Annotated in this window: 17 protein-coding genes; 12 read left to right on the top strand and 5 right to left on the bottom strand. The window is 62.9% G+C overall.

All coding sequences use genetic code 11. The features are described from left to right. Positions 1-802: 802 nt before the first annotated feature. A complete protein-coding gene (locus IVA79_RS13020) occupies positions 803-1,828 on the bottom strand; it encodes a serine protease (RefSeq protein WP_247553412.1) in 1,026 nt (341 codons plus the stop codon). A gap of 180 nt (positions 1,829-2,008) precedes the next feature. Between IVA79_RS13020 and IVA79_RS13015 the strand changes: the two genes are divergently transcribed. Together IVA79_RS13015 and IVA79_RS13010 are read left to right on the top strand one after the other, a co-directional pair. After that, positions 2,009-2,686: a glutathione S-transferase family protein gene (locus IVA79_RS13015; protein ID WP_247553411.1), complete on the top strand. Its 678-nt coding sequence runs from the start codon at positions 2,009-2,011 to the stop codon at positions 2,684-2,686. Between the two features lie 10 nt (positions 2,687-2,696). Then, positions 2,697-3,020: a multidrug efflux SMR transporter gene (locus IVA79_RS13010; protein ID WP_247553410.1), complete on the top strand. Its 324-nt coding sequence runs from the start codon at positions 2,697-2,699 to the stop codon at positions 3,018-3,020. A 113-nt stretch (positions 3,021-3,133) separates the two neighbouring features. Here IVA79_RS13010 and IVA79_RS13005 read toward each other — a convergent pair whose 3' ends face one another. Next, positions 3,134-4,033, bottom strand: coding sequence for an AraC family transcriptional regulator (locus IVA79_RS13005; RefSeq protein ID WP_247553409.1), 900 nt, complete (start codon positions 4,031-4,033; stop codon positions 3,134-3,136). Positions 4,034-4,206: 173 nt separating this feature from the next. On the opposite strand from IVA79_RS13005, the gene IVA79_RS13000 reads away from it, so the two are divergent. Then, positions 4,207-4,965, top strand: coding sequence for an SDR family oxidoreductase (locus IVA79_RS13000; protein WP_247553408.1), 759 nt, complete (start codon positions 4,207-4,209; stop codon positions 4,963-4,965). A gap of 129 nt (positions 4,966-5,094) precedes the next feature. Here IVA79_RS13000 and IVA79_RS12995 read toward each other — a convergent pair whose 3' ends face one another. Together IVA79_RS12995 and IVA79_RS12990 are read right to left on the bottom strand one after the other, a co-directional pair. Further along, a complete protein-coding gene (locus IVA79_RS12995; protein WP_014495555.1) occupies positions 5,095-5,742 on the bottom strand; it encodes an alpha/beta hydrolase in 648 nt (215 codons plus the stop codon). 338 nt (positions 5,743-6,080) lie between these two features. Then, complete coding sequence (locus IVA79_RS12990) at positions 6,081-7,073, bottom strand: LytTR family DNA-binding domain-containing protein (RefSeq protein ID WP_247553407.1); 993 nt, start codon at positions 7,071-7,073, stop codon at positions 6,081-6,083. 59 nt (positions 7,074-7,132) lie between these two features. Between IVA79_RS12990 and IVA79_RS12985 the strand changes: the two genes are divergently transcribed. The 9 genes from IVA79_RS12985 (at position 7,133) to IVA79_RS12945 (ending at position 15,903) form a co-directional block, all read left to right on the top strand. Then, complete coding sequence (locus IVA79_RS12985; RefSeq protein ID WP_247553405.1) at positions 7,133-8,326, top strand: acyltransferase family protein; 1,194 nt, start codon at positions 7,133-7,135, stop codon at positions 8,324-8,326. Between the two features lie 50 nt (positions 8,327-8,376). Then, on the top strand, positions 8,377-9,516 hold the full coding sequence (locus IVA79_RS12980; RefSeq protein ID WP_247553404.1) for a cysteine desulfurase family protein: 1,140 nt from the start codon (positions 8,377-8,379) through the stop codon (positions 9,514-9,516). A gap of 125 nt (positions 9,517-9,641) precedes the next feature. Next, entirely contained in the window at positions 9,642-11,138 is a 1,497-nt protein-coding gene (gene sufB, locus IVA79_RS12975; RefSeq protein ID WP_247553403.1) for a Fe-S cluster assembly protein SufB, read from the top strand. 62 nt (positions 11,139-11,200) lie between these two features. Next, positions 11,201-11,950, top strand: a complete 750-nt coding sequence (gene sufC / locus IVA79_RS12970; protein ID WP_247553402.1) for a Fe-S cluster assembly ATPase SufC — start codon at positions 11,201-11,203, stop codon at positions 11,948-11,950. Between the two features lie 11 nt (positions 11,951-11,961). Beyond that, on the top strand, positions 11,962-13,266 hold the full coding sequence (sufD, locus tag IVA79_RS12965) for a Fe-S cluster assembly protein SufD (protein WP_247553401.1): 1,305 nt from the start codon (positions 11,962-11,964) through the stop codon (positions 13,264-13,266). Next, positions 13,263-14,510: a cysteine desulfurase gene (locus IVA79_RS12960; RefSeq protein WP_247553400.1), complete on the top strand. Its 1,248-nt coding sequence runs from the start codon at positions 13,263-13,265 to the stop codon at positions 14,508-14,510. Before sufD ends, IVA79_RS12960 begins: the two co-directional genes overlap by 4 nt. Then, the gene (locus tag IVA79_RS12955; RefSeq protein ID WP_063683732.1) at positions 14,507-14,878 is read left to right on the top strand and encodes an SUF system Fe-S cluster assembly protein; all 372 of its coding nucleotides are present in this window, start codon (positions 14,507-14,509) and stop codon (positions 14,876-14,878) included. Before IVA79_RS12960 ends, IVA79_RS12955 begins: the two co-directional genes overlap by 4 nt. 49 nt (positions 14,879-14,927) lie before the next feature. Next, positions 14,928-15,329 (top strand): iron-sulfur cluster assembly accessory protein, encoded by a 402-nt coding sequence (locus tag IVA79_RS12950; protein ID WP_158671097.1) that lies wholly within the window; start codon positions 14,928-14,930, stop codon positions 15,327-15,329. 133 nt (positions 15,330-15,462) lie between these two features. Beyond that, positions 15,463-15,903: a TfoX/Sxy family protein gene (locus IVA79_RS12945; protein WP_247553399.1), complete on the top strand. Its 441-nt coding sequence runs from the start codon at positions 15,463-15,465 to the stop codon at positions 15,901-15,903. Between the two features lie 60 nt (positions 15,904-15,963). On the opposite strand, the gene fabA is transcribed toward IVA79_RS12945, so the two are convergent. Beyond that, complete coding sequence (gene fabA, locus IVA79_RS12940; RefSeq protein ID WP_247553398.1) at positions 15,964-16,497, bottom strand: bifunctional 3-hydroxydecanoyl-ACP dehydratase/trans-2-decenoyl-ACP isomerase; 534 nt, start codon at positions 16,495-16,497, stop codon at positions 15,964-15,966. Positions 16,498-16,523: the final 26 nt, after the last annotated feature.

Raw genomic sequence — 16,523 nt, 5'->3', positions numbered from 1 at the left:
TCCAGATTGCAGACATGCCGTTGCAGTCTCGCGGCAGGTTTCGCCCGAGCCTTGCTGTCGTTCGGCGCCCTCAATCGGACCAGAGGGCGCAGGGAAGGCCGGGCGCCGGCGGCACCCGCAGGTCCGTGGGCGATAAGAACGCACACGGGGTGGACCACAGGTGTGCCGGTCGCCCGGCCTTCCCTGCGCGGATGGTTTTAACGGTGTCCTTCGTGCTCTCCTCGGGGAGCGTTGCACTATTGCCCCCGTCGCCTTGCGGATGATCGATGCGCGCACCGGTTGGCCGCTGCATCACCGCTGAGACTTGACGCCAGAACCCCGGGCGTCAGGACCACACGACTTTTCCGTCCGCGGACGATCCCGCCGAAATGCCTGGAGGCTTGCGTGTGCTCGCCCCCAGGCATCAACGAGACCGCTGTGACCGCGCCGTGTCGTATGCGCGTCGCGCCGGGACTCACGGTTGCCCGCCCTGTCCTCACGCAAATCGCGCCGGCGCTACCGCGTCCACCGCACCCCGGCCCGCATCTCGTGACGATCGCGAAGCGCCCCTCTGGCAGGGGCCGGGATGGCGTGTGTATGCCATAAATCCGAAATTCGGGAAAGTGGAATATTTTTGCATGCGGGGATTGACGCGTTTCGGGTGTTTTGCCCGACGCTTCAGCTGTTGCCAGCAGTGGCAAAAGTGCCTTACCATAATACCGCTACGACTTTGCGACGCTTAAGGTCGGGGAGGTCGCTCCGGCCGATGACCATTAGGGGCGTGCCGATGCCGATGACCGGCGGGGTGATCGCACGGCCGTGACTAGCCTTGAGAGTCTACGACTCTCTGTAACAATTCTCGAAACTCTAGGATTCTCGCCGCATGTAGGCAAATGCCGAGGTTGTTTGGAATTGCAGAAAACGACATCGATTTTGTGTCAGTGGGAACTGTGACCGTGCGGATTTCTCCCTGCGCCGTATGGAGGTGGACGGCGTAAAGGACCCCGATAAGTAGCAACCTTCCTCCGAAAATCACAGAATTCCCGTTTAGATAGGTCCCCTCGTTGTAAATGAACACTGGAGATCCGCTCGATCCTGGAAATACAGCCGCATCGACCAGAAATTCCGTCCGACCGAGATATTTTTTGTTGCAAGGAGTAGCCGTGATGCCCCTCCGGAAGATCGGAAAATTGTTCTCCGTGTCCCAAATGCCATTGGGGTAGCCAACCAACAAGATTTCCTCGAGGGGACTAAGCCCTTCGAGAACAGAAGCTTCAGGGATGAGAGATTCTACAAGGTCGATGTAGAAAGGTCTCTTTCCCACTTGGCTTAATTGCGCCAACAATGGCTGTATTGGGATAAGCGCCAGATCGACAGTTGGGTCAGGATGATCTAGCCATTGAAAAGGTTTAACAATATATCGCTCGTGAAGGCCTAATGCCGCTCCGGTCGCGTCCGCCAGCGAAAGGTGAATTGCACACTCCGACGCTCCAGCCACGACGTGCTTGTTTGTTATAATGGCAGGTACCCAAGTGTCTCCTTTCAACTGCAGACGGAAATGAAAGCCCGTGCCGGAGGAGACTGCACCGCTTGGTTTCATGCATTCGAGGCGTATCGTCGCGTGTTGAAGCTGCCGTGAAATTCCCAAAGCGGGCGTAGCTTCTGGCACGTGCTTGGTTCCTTCCGGTTGGCTCATAGGCAAGATCGAATACGACAAAGGCGCGCCGTTGCGAGGCCTGAGCTTAGGCAACATGGTCTTTGCATACTCGTTTGCATCTGCGCCTAAAGGCACCGTGTGCACTTCGAAAATCCTATTGTCCGAAAACGAAAACTGAACTCGGTCGGCCATGCGATTGCCTCCGATGGCGCTGCATAAGGCAAATAATCTAGTTAAGCGTGTTATTGTATAAATGTACACGTTAGATTGCTGACGTGCGGCTTGCAATAAATGCAGTTGCATGGACCTTGACAGGAATATGCAGGCGCATCTATTTTGGATGCAATTGCATTTAACGCCGGGATCACCACCATGACCGCATCGCTCAAACTGATCAGCCACAAGCTTTGTCCCTATGTGCAGCGCGCCGTGATCGCGCTCAAGGAGAAGGGCGTCCCGTTCGAGCGGATCGATATCGATCTCGCTGCCAAGCCCGACTGGTTTCTAAAACTGTCGCCGCTCGGCAAGGTGCCGGTGCTGGTGGTGACGACCGACCAGGGCGAGGTCGCGCTGTTCGAGAGCAACGTGATCTGCGAGTACATCGAGGAAACGCAAGGCGGCGCGAAGCTGCATCCGGCTGACCCGCTGAAGCGTGCGGAGCATCGTGCCTGGATGGAGTTCGGTTCGGCCATCCTCGGCGACCTCTGGGGTCTGGAGACCACGACAGATCCTGCGACCTTCGAGAGCAAGCGTCAGGCGCTGGTGTCGAAGTTCGCGCGTGTCGAAGCCGCGCTCGGCGCAGGCCCATTCTTCTCCGGCGAGCAATTCAGGCTGGTCGATGCCGTGTTCGCGCCGATCTTCCGCTATTTCGACCTGTTCGACGAACTGACCGAGCATGGCATCTTCCGCGATGTGCCGAAGGTGCGGGCGTGGCGCGCCGAGCTTGCGAAACGTCCGAGCGTGCGCAGCGCGGTCGGCGCGGACTATCCGCAACTATTGCGCGCCTTCCTCGTCCGTCACGACGCGCATCTGCTCAAGCTCGCGGCCTGAGCGCATTCCGATGTCGTCGTCCATGGCTTGGCTGATGCTCTTGATCGCCGGCGCGCTTGATGTCGGCTGGGCGATCTCGATGAAATACGCGGAAGGTTACACGCGCGTCGGCTGGAGCATCGCCTCGTTGGTGCTGCTCGCAGCCTTCGTCTTCCTGCTCGGGCGCGCGTTGAAGGTGCTCGAGGTCGGCGTCGCCTATTCGGTGTGGACCGGCATTGGGGCTGCAGGCACTTTCATCATGGGCGTCGTGCTGTTCGGCGAGACCTTGAGCGCGATGAAGCTTGCGGGCATCGCGCTCGTGTTGATGGGAATCGTTGCGCTGAAGCTGGCCTAAAGCGCGATGCGATCAGGATGAAGCGCCATCGCGCTTTAGGTTGTTGTTTGAGCATGATCTTTTCAGAAAACCGCTGCGCACTTTTCCGGATCATGCTTTAGCGGACAGGCCGATCAGTCGACCAAAGCGGCATCGATCTGTTGCCGCATCTGGCGAATGTCTCGGGCGGGCGGCGCGCCGAATTGGCGGAGATATTCGCGGCTAAACTGGGATGCGCTCTCGTAGCCGACCGCGAAGGCGACGTCCGATGCGCTGTGCTCGCCCCCCAGGAGCAGCCGGCGTGCCTCCTGCAGGCGAAGCTGCTTCTGGTACTGGAGCGGGCTGAGGCCGGTGATCGCCGAGAAGTGCCGATGCAGGCTCGCCCGGCTCATGCCGCTCGCCTCGCACAGGGCATCAATCCGCAATTGCTGGTCGTGATTGTCCCTGATCCACGCGATGGCGCGCCGGATGCGCACCAGCGGCCCCTCCGGCTGCGCAATCTGGCGCAGAAGGCGTCCCTGCGGGCCCTGCAGGAGACGATAAAGCAATTCCCGCTCGACCATGGGCGCGAGGACTGGAATGTCCGCCGGTGTGTCCAGCAGCAAAAGCAGCCGAAGCAGCGCATCGCGAAGCTGGACCGTCATCGGATTGATCGACAGGCCGATCCCCTTGCCGTCACTCTCCCGCACAACCGGCATGGTAGCCGCCAGTTCTGCCAGCAAGGCGGGATCGAGCGTCAGCGAGACGGCGACATAGGGGTGATGTCGGTCGGCATCGAGCACTTGGCCCATCAGCGGCAGATCGAGGGCACTGATCAGATATTGCGAGCTGTCGTAGCTCAGCACGCTGTCGTTGATGGCGACCCGTTTGGAGCCCTGAAGAATGAAGCAGACCATCGACCGGTAGAGGCACGGCGTCTCACCGGTCGCGTGATGTCCGACACTTAGCTCGACACGCGGGATCGGCGTGTGCGCCGTATCGGGCGTTGCGTGGCGCAAGGCGATGTCGAGATGTGGTTCGAAGAACCCGGTCATGCACTGACCATGTCAGGTCTCGTGGCATGGGACAAGCCGGTTGAGACAATCGGGCAAGATGTTGATCCGATCAGGCGGGTTTGGGGGACGGGGCGACGCTACCTTGCAGATGCAGGCGGTGCTCATCGCGAGCGACTTGCCTCTCGCCACATCATCGCTCCCAAAGGCAGAACATGACTGACAGAATCGCACTCATCAGCGGCGCCAGCCGCGGTCTAGGCCGCGCCATGGCGCTTCACCTCGCCGGCAGTAGGGCCGGCATCATCGGTACCTACCGTACCGGCGCTGCCGAAGCCGATGCGTTGAAGCATGAAATCGAAGCGAAGGGCGGCAAGGCCGCGATGATCCCGCTCGACGTCACCGACACGTCGGGCTTTCCGCGCTTTACAGAAGCCGTGGCTGCGACGCTGCGCGACACCTTCAGCCGCCAGCAGTTCGATTATCTCGTCAACAATGCCGGGATAGGCGTGCGCGCCAATTTCGCGGAGACGACGGAAGCGCAGTTCGACGCCCTGGTGGCGACACATCTGCGCGGCCCGGTCTTCCTCACCCAAAGGCTTCTGCCGCTGATCAAGGACGGCGGCCGTATCCTCAATGTCTCTTCCGGTTTCGTACGCTTCACTCTGCCTGGCTACAGCGTTTACGCGGCAATGAAGGCGGCGACCGAGGTGCTGACGCGCTTCATGGCCGTCGAACTGGGCGAGCGCAGGATTCGGGTGAACGCCATCGCGCCTGGCGCGATCGCGACCGATTTTGCAGGCGGCGCTGTGCGCGATAACGAGGCCGTCCACGCCTTCGTCGCACAGGGTATCGCACTCGGTCGTGTCGGCCTGCCGGACGATATCGGCGGTGCGGTCGCCGCAATTCTCTCCGACGACATGGGCTGGGCCAACGGCACCTGCTTCGATATCTCGGGCGGCCAGATGCTGTAGCGGCCGCCATGGCATCGCGAGGAACGCAGAGCCTTCCTCGCTTGCCGAGGCCTTGAGCGCGATGAAGCTTGCGGCATCGCGCTCGTGCTGTTGGGGATCGTCGGCTCAAGCTGGCTTGAGCGGCGCTCGTCAGCGCACGTTGGCGAGGCGCATGTCGAGATAGGCCGTGATGGTCTCCATCAGCGGCTCGAGCTTGGCGTCGAAGAAGTGGTTGGCGCCGGGGATGACCTGTTGGTCGATCACGATGCCCTTCTGCGTCTTCAGCTTCTCGACCAGCGTGTTGACGTCCTTGGGCGGCACCACCGCATCCTTCTCGCCGTGCACGATCAGGCCCGACGACGGGCAGGGCGCGAGGAACGAGAAGTCGTAGAGATTGGCCGGCGGCGCGATCGAGATGAAGCCCTCGACCTCGGGGCGGCGCATCAAGAGCTGCATGCCGATCCAGGCGCCGAAGGAAAAGCCGGCGACCCAGCAGGCGCGCGCTTCGGGATTGATGGTCTGCGCCCAGTCGAGGGCCGCGGCGGCATCCGACAATTCGCCGGTGCCGTGGTCGAACGAACCCTGGCTGCGGCCGACGCCCCGGAAGTTGAAGCGCAGCACCGAGAAGCCGCGATGCGCGAAGGCGTAGTAGCACTGGTACACGATCTGATGGTTCATCGTGCCGTGGAACTGCGGATGCGGATGCAGAATCATCGCGATCGGCGCGTTCTTCTGCTTCGCCGGATGATAGCGGCCCTCGAGGCGGCCGGCAGGGCCAGTGAAAATAACTTCAGGCATGGATGTCTCTGATTGAGTCCCTTGGAGGTGATCCCTGCGCAATCAACCGATTGTGGCTCCATCAGCGTTGCCGCCGACGAGAGCACGAATGAAGGGTGGAGAGGCGCGCCCTCGGATGATGCGCGAGTGGCGCGCAGGTGAACTGACGCGCGCCTTCTAACACGAGGCAAGGGTCAAAAAGCAAGCTTCTTCGACATCTCTCAACGGGCTCAAGAGCTTAGCCCGTCATTGCAGCGTCATCTCTGGCCTGCCGCCCATGACCGGACCTGCCTGAATTCAACCGGACAGCGGCAAAAAGCCTGACGCTGTGCCGCAGAGCAGCGCTCAACCGATTGGAATCACGACTGTTTATGGATCGCTGGTGGATCGGCGGTGGCGATTCCCGCTGTGGCGGTTCGGCTTCCGATCGAGGCGACCGCCGGCCGGTAACGCCGGCTGCCTCCGAGTGTCTGCCCGTTGTCGAAGGCGAGCTCGAAATCTCCTGATGACTTGAGGTCCACGCCGCGCACCCGGTCGAGATTGGCAAGCTTGGTCCGATGAACGCGAACGATGGAAAAGCGCGCCAGCTCGCTTTCCGCCGCCGCCAGCGTGCCCCGGATCAGGTGCTGGGTGCCGTCGGCGAGACTGTATTCGATGTAGTTGCCGGCGGAAGCGACCCAGATTATGTCGCGCGGCACCACGCGAATGCGGCTCGTACCGTCGCGCAGCCAGATGACATCGGGCGACGACGGCTGCTGCGGAGCTGGCGGCGCCGGCGGAGCGACTGCGGCCTTCCTTAGCTCACGCCGGCTTTCGAGCAGCCAGATCGTGCTGGCGATCAGGACAACGGCCACCGCGTCCTTGCGGAATTCGTACAGCACCGTCGCGAGCGAGAAACGGAAGTCGTAGGCGCCTCCGGCAAGCCAAAGTGCGAGCTTCCGCACCCAGACCATGCCGGTGATGTGGAGGGCTGAAAAGCCGAGAACGATGATCGCCCCGATGCTAGCGCGGGCGGCGACGCCGGATGCGCGGCGCATGCGGCGGACCGCCAAGACCAGGATCGGTAGCAGCAGCAGGATGACGGCGATGCTCGACATCTCCCAGAACAGCCGCCGGCCGACGTCGTAGCTGTCGCCGCGCCAGGCGGCGTCCTGGGCGCCCGAAAACGCATTCACGATTCCGATCGCGAGCGCGACGGCCGCAATCGCAGCGAATATCGTCCGGTCGCCGCCGCTGATCCCCAGGGGCCCGCTGTTCGTCCCAGCCGCCGGCGGCTCATCCCCTCGGCTCCGATTCTGATCCCAAACCGGCTCGACGCGCTCCGTCGGCGGGGCATTCTCGGTGTCAGCCATTTTCAGTGTCAACCTGGCCCGAAAACCGCGTTTGTCGTCCCGTCAAGGAGCAGAAAACCATGACAACACCACAGCAATTCCAAAACTCGGACAGGCGTATCGATCTGGATTGGGTACGGATTTTAGCCTTCGGGCTCTTGATCTTCTACCACGTCGGCATGCTCTACGTGTCCTGGGGATTTCACATCAAGAGCGTGCACCGGCTGACCTGGCTCGAACCGGTGATGCTGTTCCTCAACCCCTGGCGGCTGTCGCTGCTGTTCCTGGTGTCCGGGGTTGCCACCCGCTTCATGCTCGGCAAGTCCAGTCTGACCTCGCTCGCCAGTGCGCGGTCGGCACGACTGCTGATCCCGCTGATTTTCGGCATGATCGCGATCGTGCCGCCGCAATCCTATCTCCAGGTCGTCGAAAGCCTCGGCTATCCCGCGGGCTTTTTCGATTTCTACACCAGGCACTATTTTGCCTTCGGTGCGCAGTTCTGTCCCAGCCCGTGCATCGTGTTGCCGACCTGGAACCATCTCTGGTTCGTGGTCTATCTGTGGGTCTACACGATGGCCCTGATCGGCGTGCTGGCGCTATGGCCGGCCGGCGCCGACTGGCTTGGCCGGAAGCTGGCTGTCCTGCTCGCCGGACCATGGCTCCTGATCGTGCCCTGCCTGCTGTTTGCGGCCTGGCGCCTGGTGCTGTTCCCGGCTTTCCCGTCGACCCATGCGCTATTCGGCGACTGGTACAACCATGCGGACCACGCGACGGCCTTCCTGCTCGGTTTCCTGCTGGCGAAGCAGGAGGGGATCTGGCGCAATGTCGAGCGCCAGCGCTGGGCGGCACTGGTGGCTGCAGCCGCCTGCTTCTCTGCCTTCATCCTGGTTCGCGCCGGTCTGTTCGCGCCATCGTCCGCGCTGAAGGCGTTCGCGGCCTCGGCCTATGGTTGCTATCAATGGCTCGCAATCGCCGCCGTGTTGGGCTTTGCGCGCCGCCATCTCACCACCGACAGTCCCGTGCGCCGCTATCTGACCGATGCGATCTTCCCGTATTACATCATGCATCAGACCGCGATCATCGTGGTCGCGCATGCATTGCATGACAGCGGGCTCCCGGCCGGGATCGAGGCCTCCATTGTCATCATGGGGACCGCGCTCACATGTGTGGCGACCTATGAACTCGTCCGGCGCATCGCCTGGCTGCGGCCCCTGTTCGGATTGCGGGCGGTGCCGCGGACGGTCGCCAGGATGGAACAGCACCAGCCGGCCTGATGCGACGGCTGTCCGATTGGCCGGATGGCAAAAGGTGCTAAGAGGGCGAGATGCCGAGCCGTGTCTATCTCGACTGGAACGCGACCACGCCGCTGCGCCCCGAGGCGCGGACGGCGATGGTTGCGGCCTTTGACCTCCTCGGCAATCCGTCCTCGGTCCATGCCGAGGGGCGGGAGGCACGACGGCTGGTCGAGGAGGCCCGCGCCGAACTTGCCGTGGCAGTCGGTGCGTTGCCGCGGAACGTCATCTTCACCTCCGCCGGAACCGAGGCCAATGCGCTGGCGCTGTCCCCGGGTCTGCGTGGACCGGCCGGCGGCCCTGTCGAGCGGCTGCTGGTGTCGGCAGTCGAGCACGCCTCGGTGCTGGCGGGTGGCCGGTTCCCGGGTGCCTCGATCGCTCTGATCGAGGTCACGCGCTCCGGCGTGATCGACCTTGACCATCTGACGGCGCAGCTCAATGACGGCCCGCCGGCTTTGGTTTCCATCATGGCCGCCAACAATGAGACGGGCGCGCTCCAACCGGTCGCCGAGGCGGCCCAGATCGTTCACGAGGCCGGCGGCCTCCTGCACATCGATGCGATCCAGGCCTTGGGAAAAATCCCTTTCGACATCAAGGCTGTAGGCGCCGATCTTGCGACCTTTTCTGCGCACAAGATCGGCGGCCCCAAGGGGATCGGCGCCCTGGTCGTGGCAGAGGGGATCGCCGGGCTGGAGCCGGTGCTGCGGGGCGGGGGGCAGGAGCTCAACCGTCGTGCCGGAACCGAGAATGTTGCCGGCATTGCCGGCTTCGGCGCGGCTGTAAAGGCCGCGCTTCAGGCTCTGCGGAAGGATGCGGAACGGATGGCAACCCTCAGAAATCATTTGGAAAATGGCATCCGAGGAGTTGCGGGCGCAACGATCTTCTCGGAGGAGGTTGAGCGGTTGCCAAATACCGTCCTGTTTACGGCGCCCTGCCTCAAGGCCGAGACCGCCGTGATTGGCTTCGACCTCGAAGGCGTCGCGGTTTCCTCCGGCTCGGCCTGTTCCTCCGGCAAGGTCCAGCCGTCCCATGTTCTTTCCGCCATGGGCTTTGATCCGGTGGTGTCCCAGGGAGCGGTGCGTCTCAGTCTGGGCTGGTCCACGAAACCAGATGACATCAATAGGGCGTTAGAGGCTTGGCGAAAGCTTGGTAATACCCTACTTAAGGGCTAAGCGATGAAACACGGCTTGAACGGTTCTAAGCCCGTGCTTTCCGCCAAAAAACATCGTATTAGACGTCGTAATACTCGTCCGAGTTTGATCCACCGCGGTCCTTGAAACCGCGAGCGGAGGATGGAATGCCAGCCGTACAAGAGACGGTCGAGCGCGTGAAGCGCATCGACGTCGACCAATATCGTTATGGGTTTGAGACCCTGATCGAGTCCGACAAGGCCCCCAAGGGGTTGTCGGAAGAGACCGTCAAGTTCATCTCGCAGAAGAAGAACGAACCCGACTGGATGCTCCAGTGGCGGCTGGAGGCCTATCGGCGCTGGCTGACCATGACCGAGCCGACTTGGGCCCGCGTTGACTATCCCAAGATCGACTTCCAGGACCTCTATTACTACGCGGCGCCGAAGCCGAAAAAGACGGTCACCTCGCTCGACGAGATCGATCCGGAGATCCTGAAGACCTACGAGAAGCTCGGCATCCCCTTGCGGGAAGTCGCCATGCTCGAAGGCGTCGAGCCCAAGCCCGGCGAGGAAGACCCGGCGCGGCGCAAGATCGCGGTCGACGCGGTGTTCGATTCGGTCTCGGTTGCGACCACGTTCAAGGCGGAGCTGAAGAAGGCCGGCGTGATCTTCATGCCGATCTCGGAGGCGATCCGCGAGCATCCCGAGCTGGTGCAGAAATATCTGGGCTCCGTGGTTCCGACCTCGGACAATTTCTATGCGACGCTGAACTCGGCGGTGTTCTCCGACGGCTCGTTCGTCTACGTGCCGCCCGGCGTGCGCTGCCCGATGGAGTTGTCGACCTATTTCCGCATCAACGAGCGCAACACCGGCCAGTTCGAGCGCACGCTGATCATCGCGGACAAGGGCTCCTACGTCTCCTATCTCGAAGGCTGCACCGCGCCGCAGCGCGACGAGAACCAGCTGCATGCAGCGGTGGTCGAACTCGTCGCGCATGACGATGCCGAGATCAAATATTCGACGGTGCAGAACTGGTATCCCGGCAATTCGGAAGGCAAGGGCGGCATCTACAATTTCGTCACCAAGCGTGGCGACTGCCGCGGCAACCATTCCAAGATCTCCTGGACCCAGGTCGAAACCGGTTCGGCGATCACCTGGAAGTATCCAAGCTGCATCCTGCGCGGCGACAATTCGCGTGGTGAATTCTACTCGATCGCGATCTCGAATGGCTTCCAGCAGGTCGACTCGGGCACCAAGATGATCCATCTCGGCAAGAACACGTCGAGCCGCATCATCTCCAAGGGCATCGCCGCCGGCAAGTCGCAGAACACCTATCGCGGCCTCGTCACCGCGCACCGCAAGGCGACCGGCGCGCGCAACTTCACCGCCTGCGACTCTTTGTTGATCGGCGACAAATGCGGCGCGCACACCGTGCCGTACATCGAGGCCAAGAACTCCTCGGCGACGTTCGAGCACGAAGCGACGACCTCGAAGATTTCCGAGGACGTGCTGTTCTACTGCATCCAGCGCGGGCTTAGCCAGGAAGAAGCGGTCGGCCTCGTCGTCAACGGCTTCGTCAAGGACGTGCTTCAACAGCTGCCGATGGAATTCGCGGTGGAAGCACAGAAGCTGATCTCGATCTCGCTTGAAGGGTCGGTCGGCTGATTGCCGACCCCGGCGGTGCGCTGCGGCGCTCCATGCATCATTTGAATAGACTGGACACCAAGATGGCTTTGCTTGAAGTGAAAGACCTCAAGGTTCGTGTCGAGGAGCGTGAGATCCTCCACGGGCTGACGCTGACCGTGAACGAAGGCGAGGTGCACGCGATCATGGGGCCGAACGGCTCCGGCAAATCGACGCTCTCCCATGTCATCGCCGGCAAGCCCGGCTATGAGGTCACCGACGGCCAGATCCTGTTCAAAGGCGAGGACCTGTTGGAGATGAGCCCGGACGAGCGCGCCGCCAAGGGTGTGTTCCTGGCGTTCCAGTACCCGGTCGAGATTCCCGGCGTCGCCACCATGAACTTCCTGCGCACGGCACTGAATGCCCAGCGCAAGGCGCGCGGCGAGGATGAATACTCGACGCCGGACTTCCTCAAGAAGGTCCGCGAGGTCTCGAAGTCGCTGAACATCCCGCAGGACATGCTCAAGCGCGGCGTCAATGTCGGCTTCTCCGGCGGCGAGAAGAAGCGCAACGAGGTGCTGCAGATGGCACTGTTCGAGCCGAGCCTGTGCATCCTCGACGAGATGGATTCGGGCCTCGACATCGACGCGCTGCGCATTGCGGCCGACGGCGTCAACGCGCTGCGCTCGCCGGGGCGCGCGATGGTCGTCATCACCCATTATCAGCGGCTTCTCAACTACATCGTGCCCGATTTCGTGCACGTGATGTCGCGCGGTCGGGTCGTGAAGAGCGGCGCTAAGGATCTGGCGCTGGAGCTGGAAGCGTCCGGCTACGCCCAGTTCGAGGACGCGTAAGGATTTTTGCGATGAACGTTGCTGTGGCAAAGACCGGAAAAGGCCGCGCGGTGAGCGATCTCTTCACCAGCGCGGAGGGCCGGCTGCCGGGTTCACCCGCGGTCACCGCGGTGCGCCGCGAGGCGTTCGAGACCTATGAACGTCTCGGCCTGCCGCATCGCCGGATCGAGGAATGGAAATACACCGACCTGCGCGCGCTGATCGGCGAGGTGCTGCCGCTGGCGGCCGCGCCAGACGCGGCCGCGTTGAAGCGCGCAGCGGACGCGGTGAAGGTCCATGCGATCGATGGCGCCCGCAAGCTGGTGCTGGTCGACGGCGTGTTCGCAGCCGATCTGTCCGACGTGAAGGCGCTCGCCGCCGAGGCGGGCTTCGGGACCCTGCGCGAGACGCTGGAGAAGGACGCCGGCCTGCTGAAGACCGCGTCCCTTGATGCCGTGATCGCCCTGAACGCGGCGATGGCGACTGACGGCGTCGTGCTGTCGATCGCCGACGGCGCGCAGCTGCCCGCGCCGATCCAGATCATCCACATCGCGACCGCCGCGTCGGCCTCGGCGTTCACCCGCTCGCAGGTCGCGGTCGGGAAGGGCGCTCGCGCCACCATCGTTGAGACTTTTGTCGCGGCGGGTGCCAAGGCCTACCAGGTCAACGACGCCGTGCTCGTCTCGGTCGACGACGACGCAGACGTCGCCCACATCCGCCTGATGGACGATGCGCCTGACGCGATGAACGTCTCGTCGCACTTCGTCACCGTCGGCGCCAATGTGAAGCTCAACTTCTTCAACATGACCACCGGCGCCGCCGTCAGCCGCCTCCAGGGCTTCATTGCCCTGGCGGGCGAGGGCAGTGAGCTCTCGGCCAACGGCGTCAACCTGTTGCAGAAGACCGAGCACGGCGACACCACGCTGGTGGTCGACCATGCCGTGCCGAACTGTGTCAGCCGCGAAGTCTTCCGTGCCGTGATCGACGACCGCGCCCATTCGGTGTTCCAGGGCCGCATCATCGTCCGTCCCGATGCGCAGAAGACCGACGGCAAGATGATGACGCGCGCGCTGCTGCTCTCGGACGAAGCCGAGGCCGACAACAAGCCCGAGCTCGAGATCTTCGCCGACGACGTCTCCTGCGGCCACGGCGCCACCGCCGGCGCGCTGGACGACAGCCTCTTGTTCTATCTGAAGGCACGCGGCCTGCCGGAGAAGCAGGCCCAGGCGCTGCTGATCCAGGCCTTCGTCGGTGAGGCGATCGAGCAGATCGCCGATGACGGCTTGCGCGCGCACGTGATCGGCATCGCCGAGCGCTGGCTGGAGCGGCGCCAATGAGCACGCATCCCGCAGTCAAGAACGGCACCTATGACGTTGCGCGCGTGCGCCAGGACTTTCCTGCGCTCGCCATGCAGGTCTACGGCAAGAAGCTGGTGTATCTGGACAACGCCGCCTCGGCGCAGAAGCCCAGCGTCGTGCTCGATCGCATGACGCAGGCCTACAGTAGCGAATACGCCAACGTGCATCGCGGCCTGCATTACCTCGCCAACGCTGCGACCGAAGCCTATGAGGGCGGCCGCACCAAGGTGGCGCAGTTCATCAATGCGCCCCGAACCGAGGAAGTGATCTTCACCCGCAACGCGACTGAGGCGATCAACCTGGTCGCCTCGTCCTGGGGTGGCCCGAACATCGGAGAAGGCGATGAGATCGTCATCTCGATCATGGAGCACCACTCCAACATCGTGCCCTGGCATTTCCTCAGGGAGCGCCAGGGTGCCGTGATCAAGTGGGCGCCGGTCGACGACGAGGGCAACTTCCTGATCGACGAGTTCGAGAAGCTGCTGACGTCGAAGACCAAGCTGGTCGCGATCACGCAGATGTCGAATGCACTCGGCACCATCGTGCCGATCAAGGACGTTGTCAGAATCGCCCATGCCCACGGCATTCCCGTGTTGGTCGACGGCAGCCAGGGCGCGGTGCACCTGCCCGTCGACGTCCAGGACCTCGGCTGCGACTTCTACGTCTTCACCGGCCACAAGGTGTACGGTCCGACCGGCATCGGCGTGCTCTGGGCCAAGTACGACCATCTGGTCGCGATGCGCCCCTTCAACGGCGGCGGCGAGATGATCCGCGAAGTCTCGCGCGACATCGTCACCTATGGCGATCCCCCGCACAAATTCGAGGCGGGCACGCCCGCAATCGTCGAGGCCGTCGGCCTGGGCGCTGCCATCGACTACGTCAATTCGATCGGCAAGGAGCGCATCGCTGCCCACGAGGCCGACCTCACCGCTTACGCCCAGGAGCGCCTGCGCGAGATCAACTCGCTGCGGCTGATCGGCACGGCGCGGGGCAAGGGACCTGTGATCTCCTTCGAGCTCAAGGGCGCACACGCCCACGACGTCGCGACCGTGATCGACCGCCAGGGCATCGCGGTGCGCGCCGGCACCCATTGTGTGATGCCGCTTTTAGAGCGGTTCAACGTCACGGCCACCTGCCGGGCCTCGTTCGGCATGTATAATACACGGGAAGAAGTCGATCATCTGGCACAGGCGCTTTTGAAGGCGCGGGATTTGTTCGCATGAGTGACACGGCCGAAATCAAAGCCAATCCGATGGAAACGCATTCGGCGCTGCCGCCGGAGGAGACCGAGCGTCTGACCACGGAGATCATCGCGGGCCTCAAGACCGTGTTCGATCCGGAAATCCCGGCCGACATCTATGAGCTCGGCCTGATCTACAAGGTCGAGATCAAGGACGATCGCTCGGTCGACGTCCAGATGACGCTGACGACGCCGAACTGCCCGGCCGCCGGCGAGCTGCCGACCATGGTCGAGAACGCGGTCGCCAGCGTGCCCGGGGTCGGCGTGGTCGACGTCAAGGTCGTCTGGGAGCCGCCGTGGTCGCCCGAACGCATGAGCGACGAGGCGCGCCTCGTCCTCAACATGTGGTGACAGTCTCAGCCTGCATTGAATTCGCTCCGCAACGGACCACATAAATAACATGACCCAGGCAACACCAGCATCGTCCACTCCGAAGCCGCGGCGTCCGCGCCCGCAGGTGATGCGGCTGACGGACGCTGCTGCCCAGCGCATCACCGAGCTGACCCAACGCGCCGATTCCGAAATCGTCGGTCTGCGCGTCGGCGTGAAGAACGGCGGCTGTGCCGGCCAGTCGTACACGGTCGAATATGCCCACGAGATCCGGCCGACCGACGAGGTCGTCGAGGACAAGGGCGTCAAGATCCTGGTCGACCCCAAGGCCGTGCTGTTCCTGCTCGGCACCGAGATGGACTACAAGGCCGACAAAATGCAGGCCCAGTTCGTCTTCAACAACCCCAACCAGATCTCCGCCTGCGGCTGCGGCGAGTCGGTCGAGTTGCGGCCGGCGAAGATCGACGGATAGTCTCCCGGTCATTGCGAGGAGCTCTTGCGACGAAGCAATCCAGACTGTCTCCGCTGGGGCAGTCTGGATTGCTTCGCTCGCTCGCTATGACGGCGTGCTATGAAGGGTGGCTTTCTCGCTTGGGGACGCCCGCATGGACCGCGAATTCCTGACCGACCTTTTCACCGATTTCGGCCCCGTCACCATCCGCAAGATGTTTTCCGGCTACGGCATCTCCGCCGATGGCATCAACTTCGCGCTCGCTTTGCGCGCCGGCTTGTACTTCCGCGCCGACGAGGTGACGATCCCGGACTTTGAAGCCGAAGGCTTAAAGCCGTTCCAGTACTCGACCCGGGCCAAGACCGTGACGGTGAACTCCTACTGGGAGCTGCCGGCTCGGTTGTTCGACGATTCCGAGGAATTGGTGCAATGGGCGAGGGCGGCGCTCGCCGCCGCGCAGCGCGCCAAGGTGAAAAAGCCGCGGAAGGGGAAGAAGGCGGCCACGAAGAAAACCGCGCCAAAGAAGCCTGCTGCCAAGAAGGCGGTCAAGAAGACGGTGCGTAGGGTGGGCAAAGCGAAGCGTGCCCACGGTTAGGATGTTGTGGAAAGAGATCGTGGGCACGGCGCTGCGCGCCTTTGCCCACCCTACGGGACCTCAATCCGCGGCGGCTTTGGTCAACCCAACCCTCATATCCTTGGCTGTGAGGACACAGACCCCGTCGGCGAGCACGCGTCCATCGGCGATTCCGAGCACCAGCTTGCCGCGGCGGACCATGCGCATGGCGACCTCGTAGCGCACGCATCGCGTGTCCTGTGTGACGGCGCCGATGCACTCCACTTCGCCGACGCCGATGGCGCGGCCCTTGCCGGGTGAGCCCGACCAGCCGAGCCAATAGCCGATCATCTGCCACATGGCGTCGAGGCCCAGTGTTGGCGGCATCATCGCGTCGCCGCGATAGTGGCAATCGAAGAACCAGTGGTGAGGTGTGATATCGAGCTCGCCGACGATATGGCCCTTGCCGAACGCGCCGCCGTCCACGCTGATCTCCGTGATGCGATCCATCATCAGCATCGGCGGTGCCGGCAATTGCGCATTGCCGGGGCCGAAATAGCCGCCTTCGCTCGATCTCAACAGCTCGTCCCTGGTGTAGGACGGCTGCGGCGTGTGGAAATCGTGGGGATTGGGCAAGACGACAAATCCTCGCGGTCAGGCGC

The organism is Bradyrhizobium sp. 138 (assembly GCF_023074075.1).
GTDB lineage: Bacteria > Pseudomonadota > Alphaproteobacteria > Rhizobiales > Xanthobacteraceae > Bradyrhizobium.
This window is presented reverse-complemented; position numbering and strand designations above follow the sequence as displayed.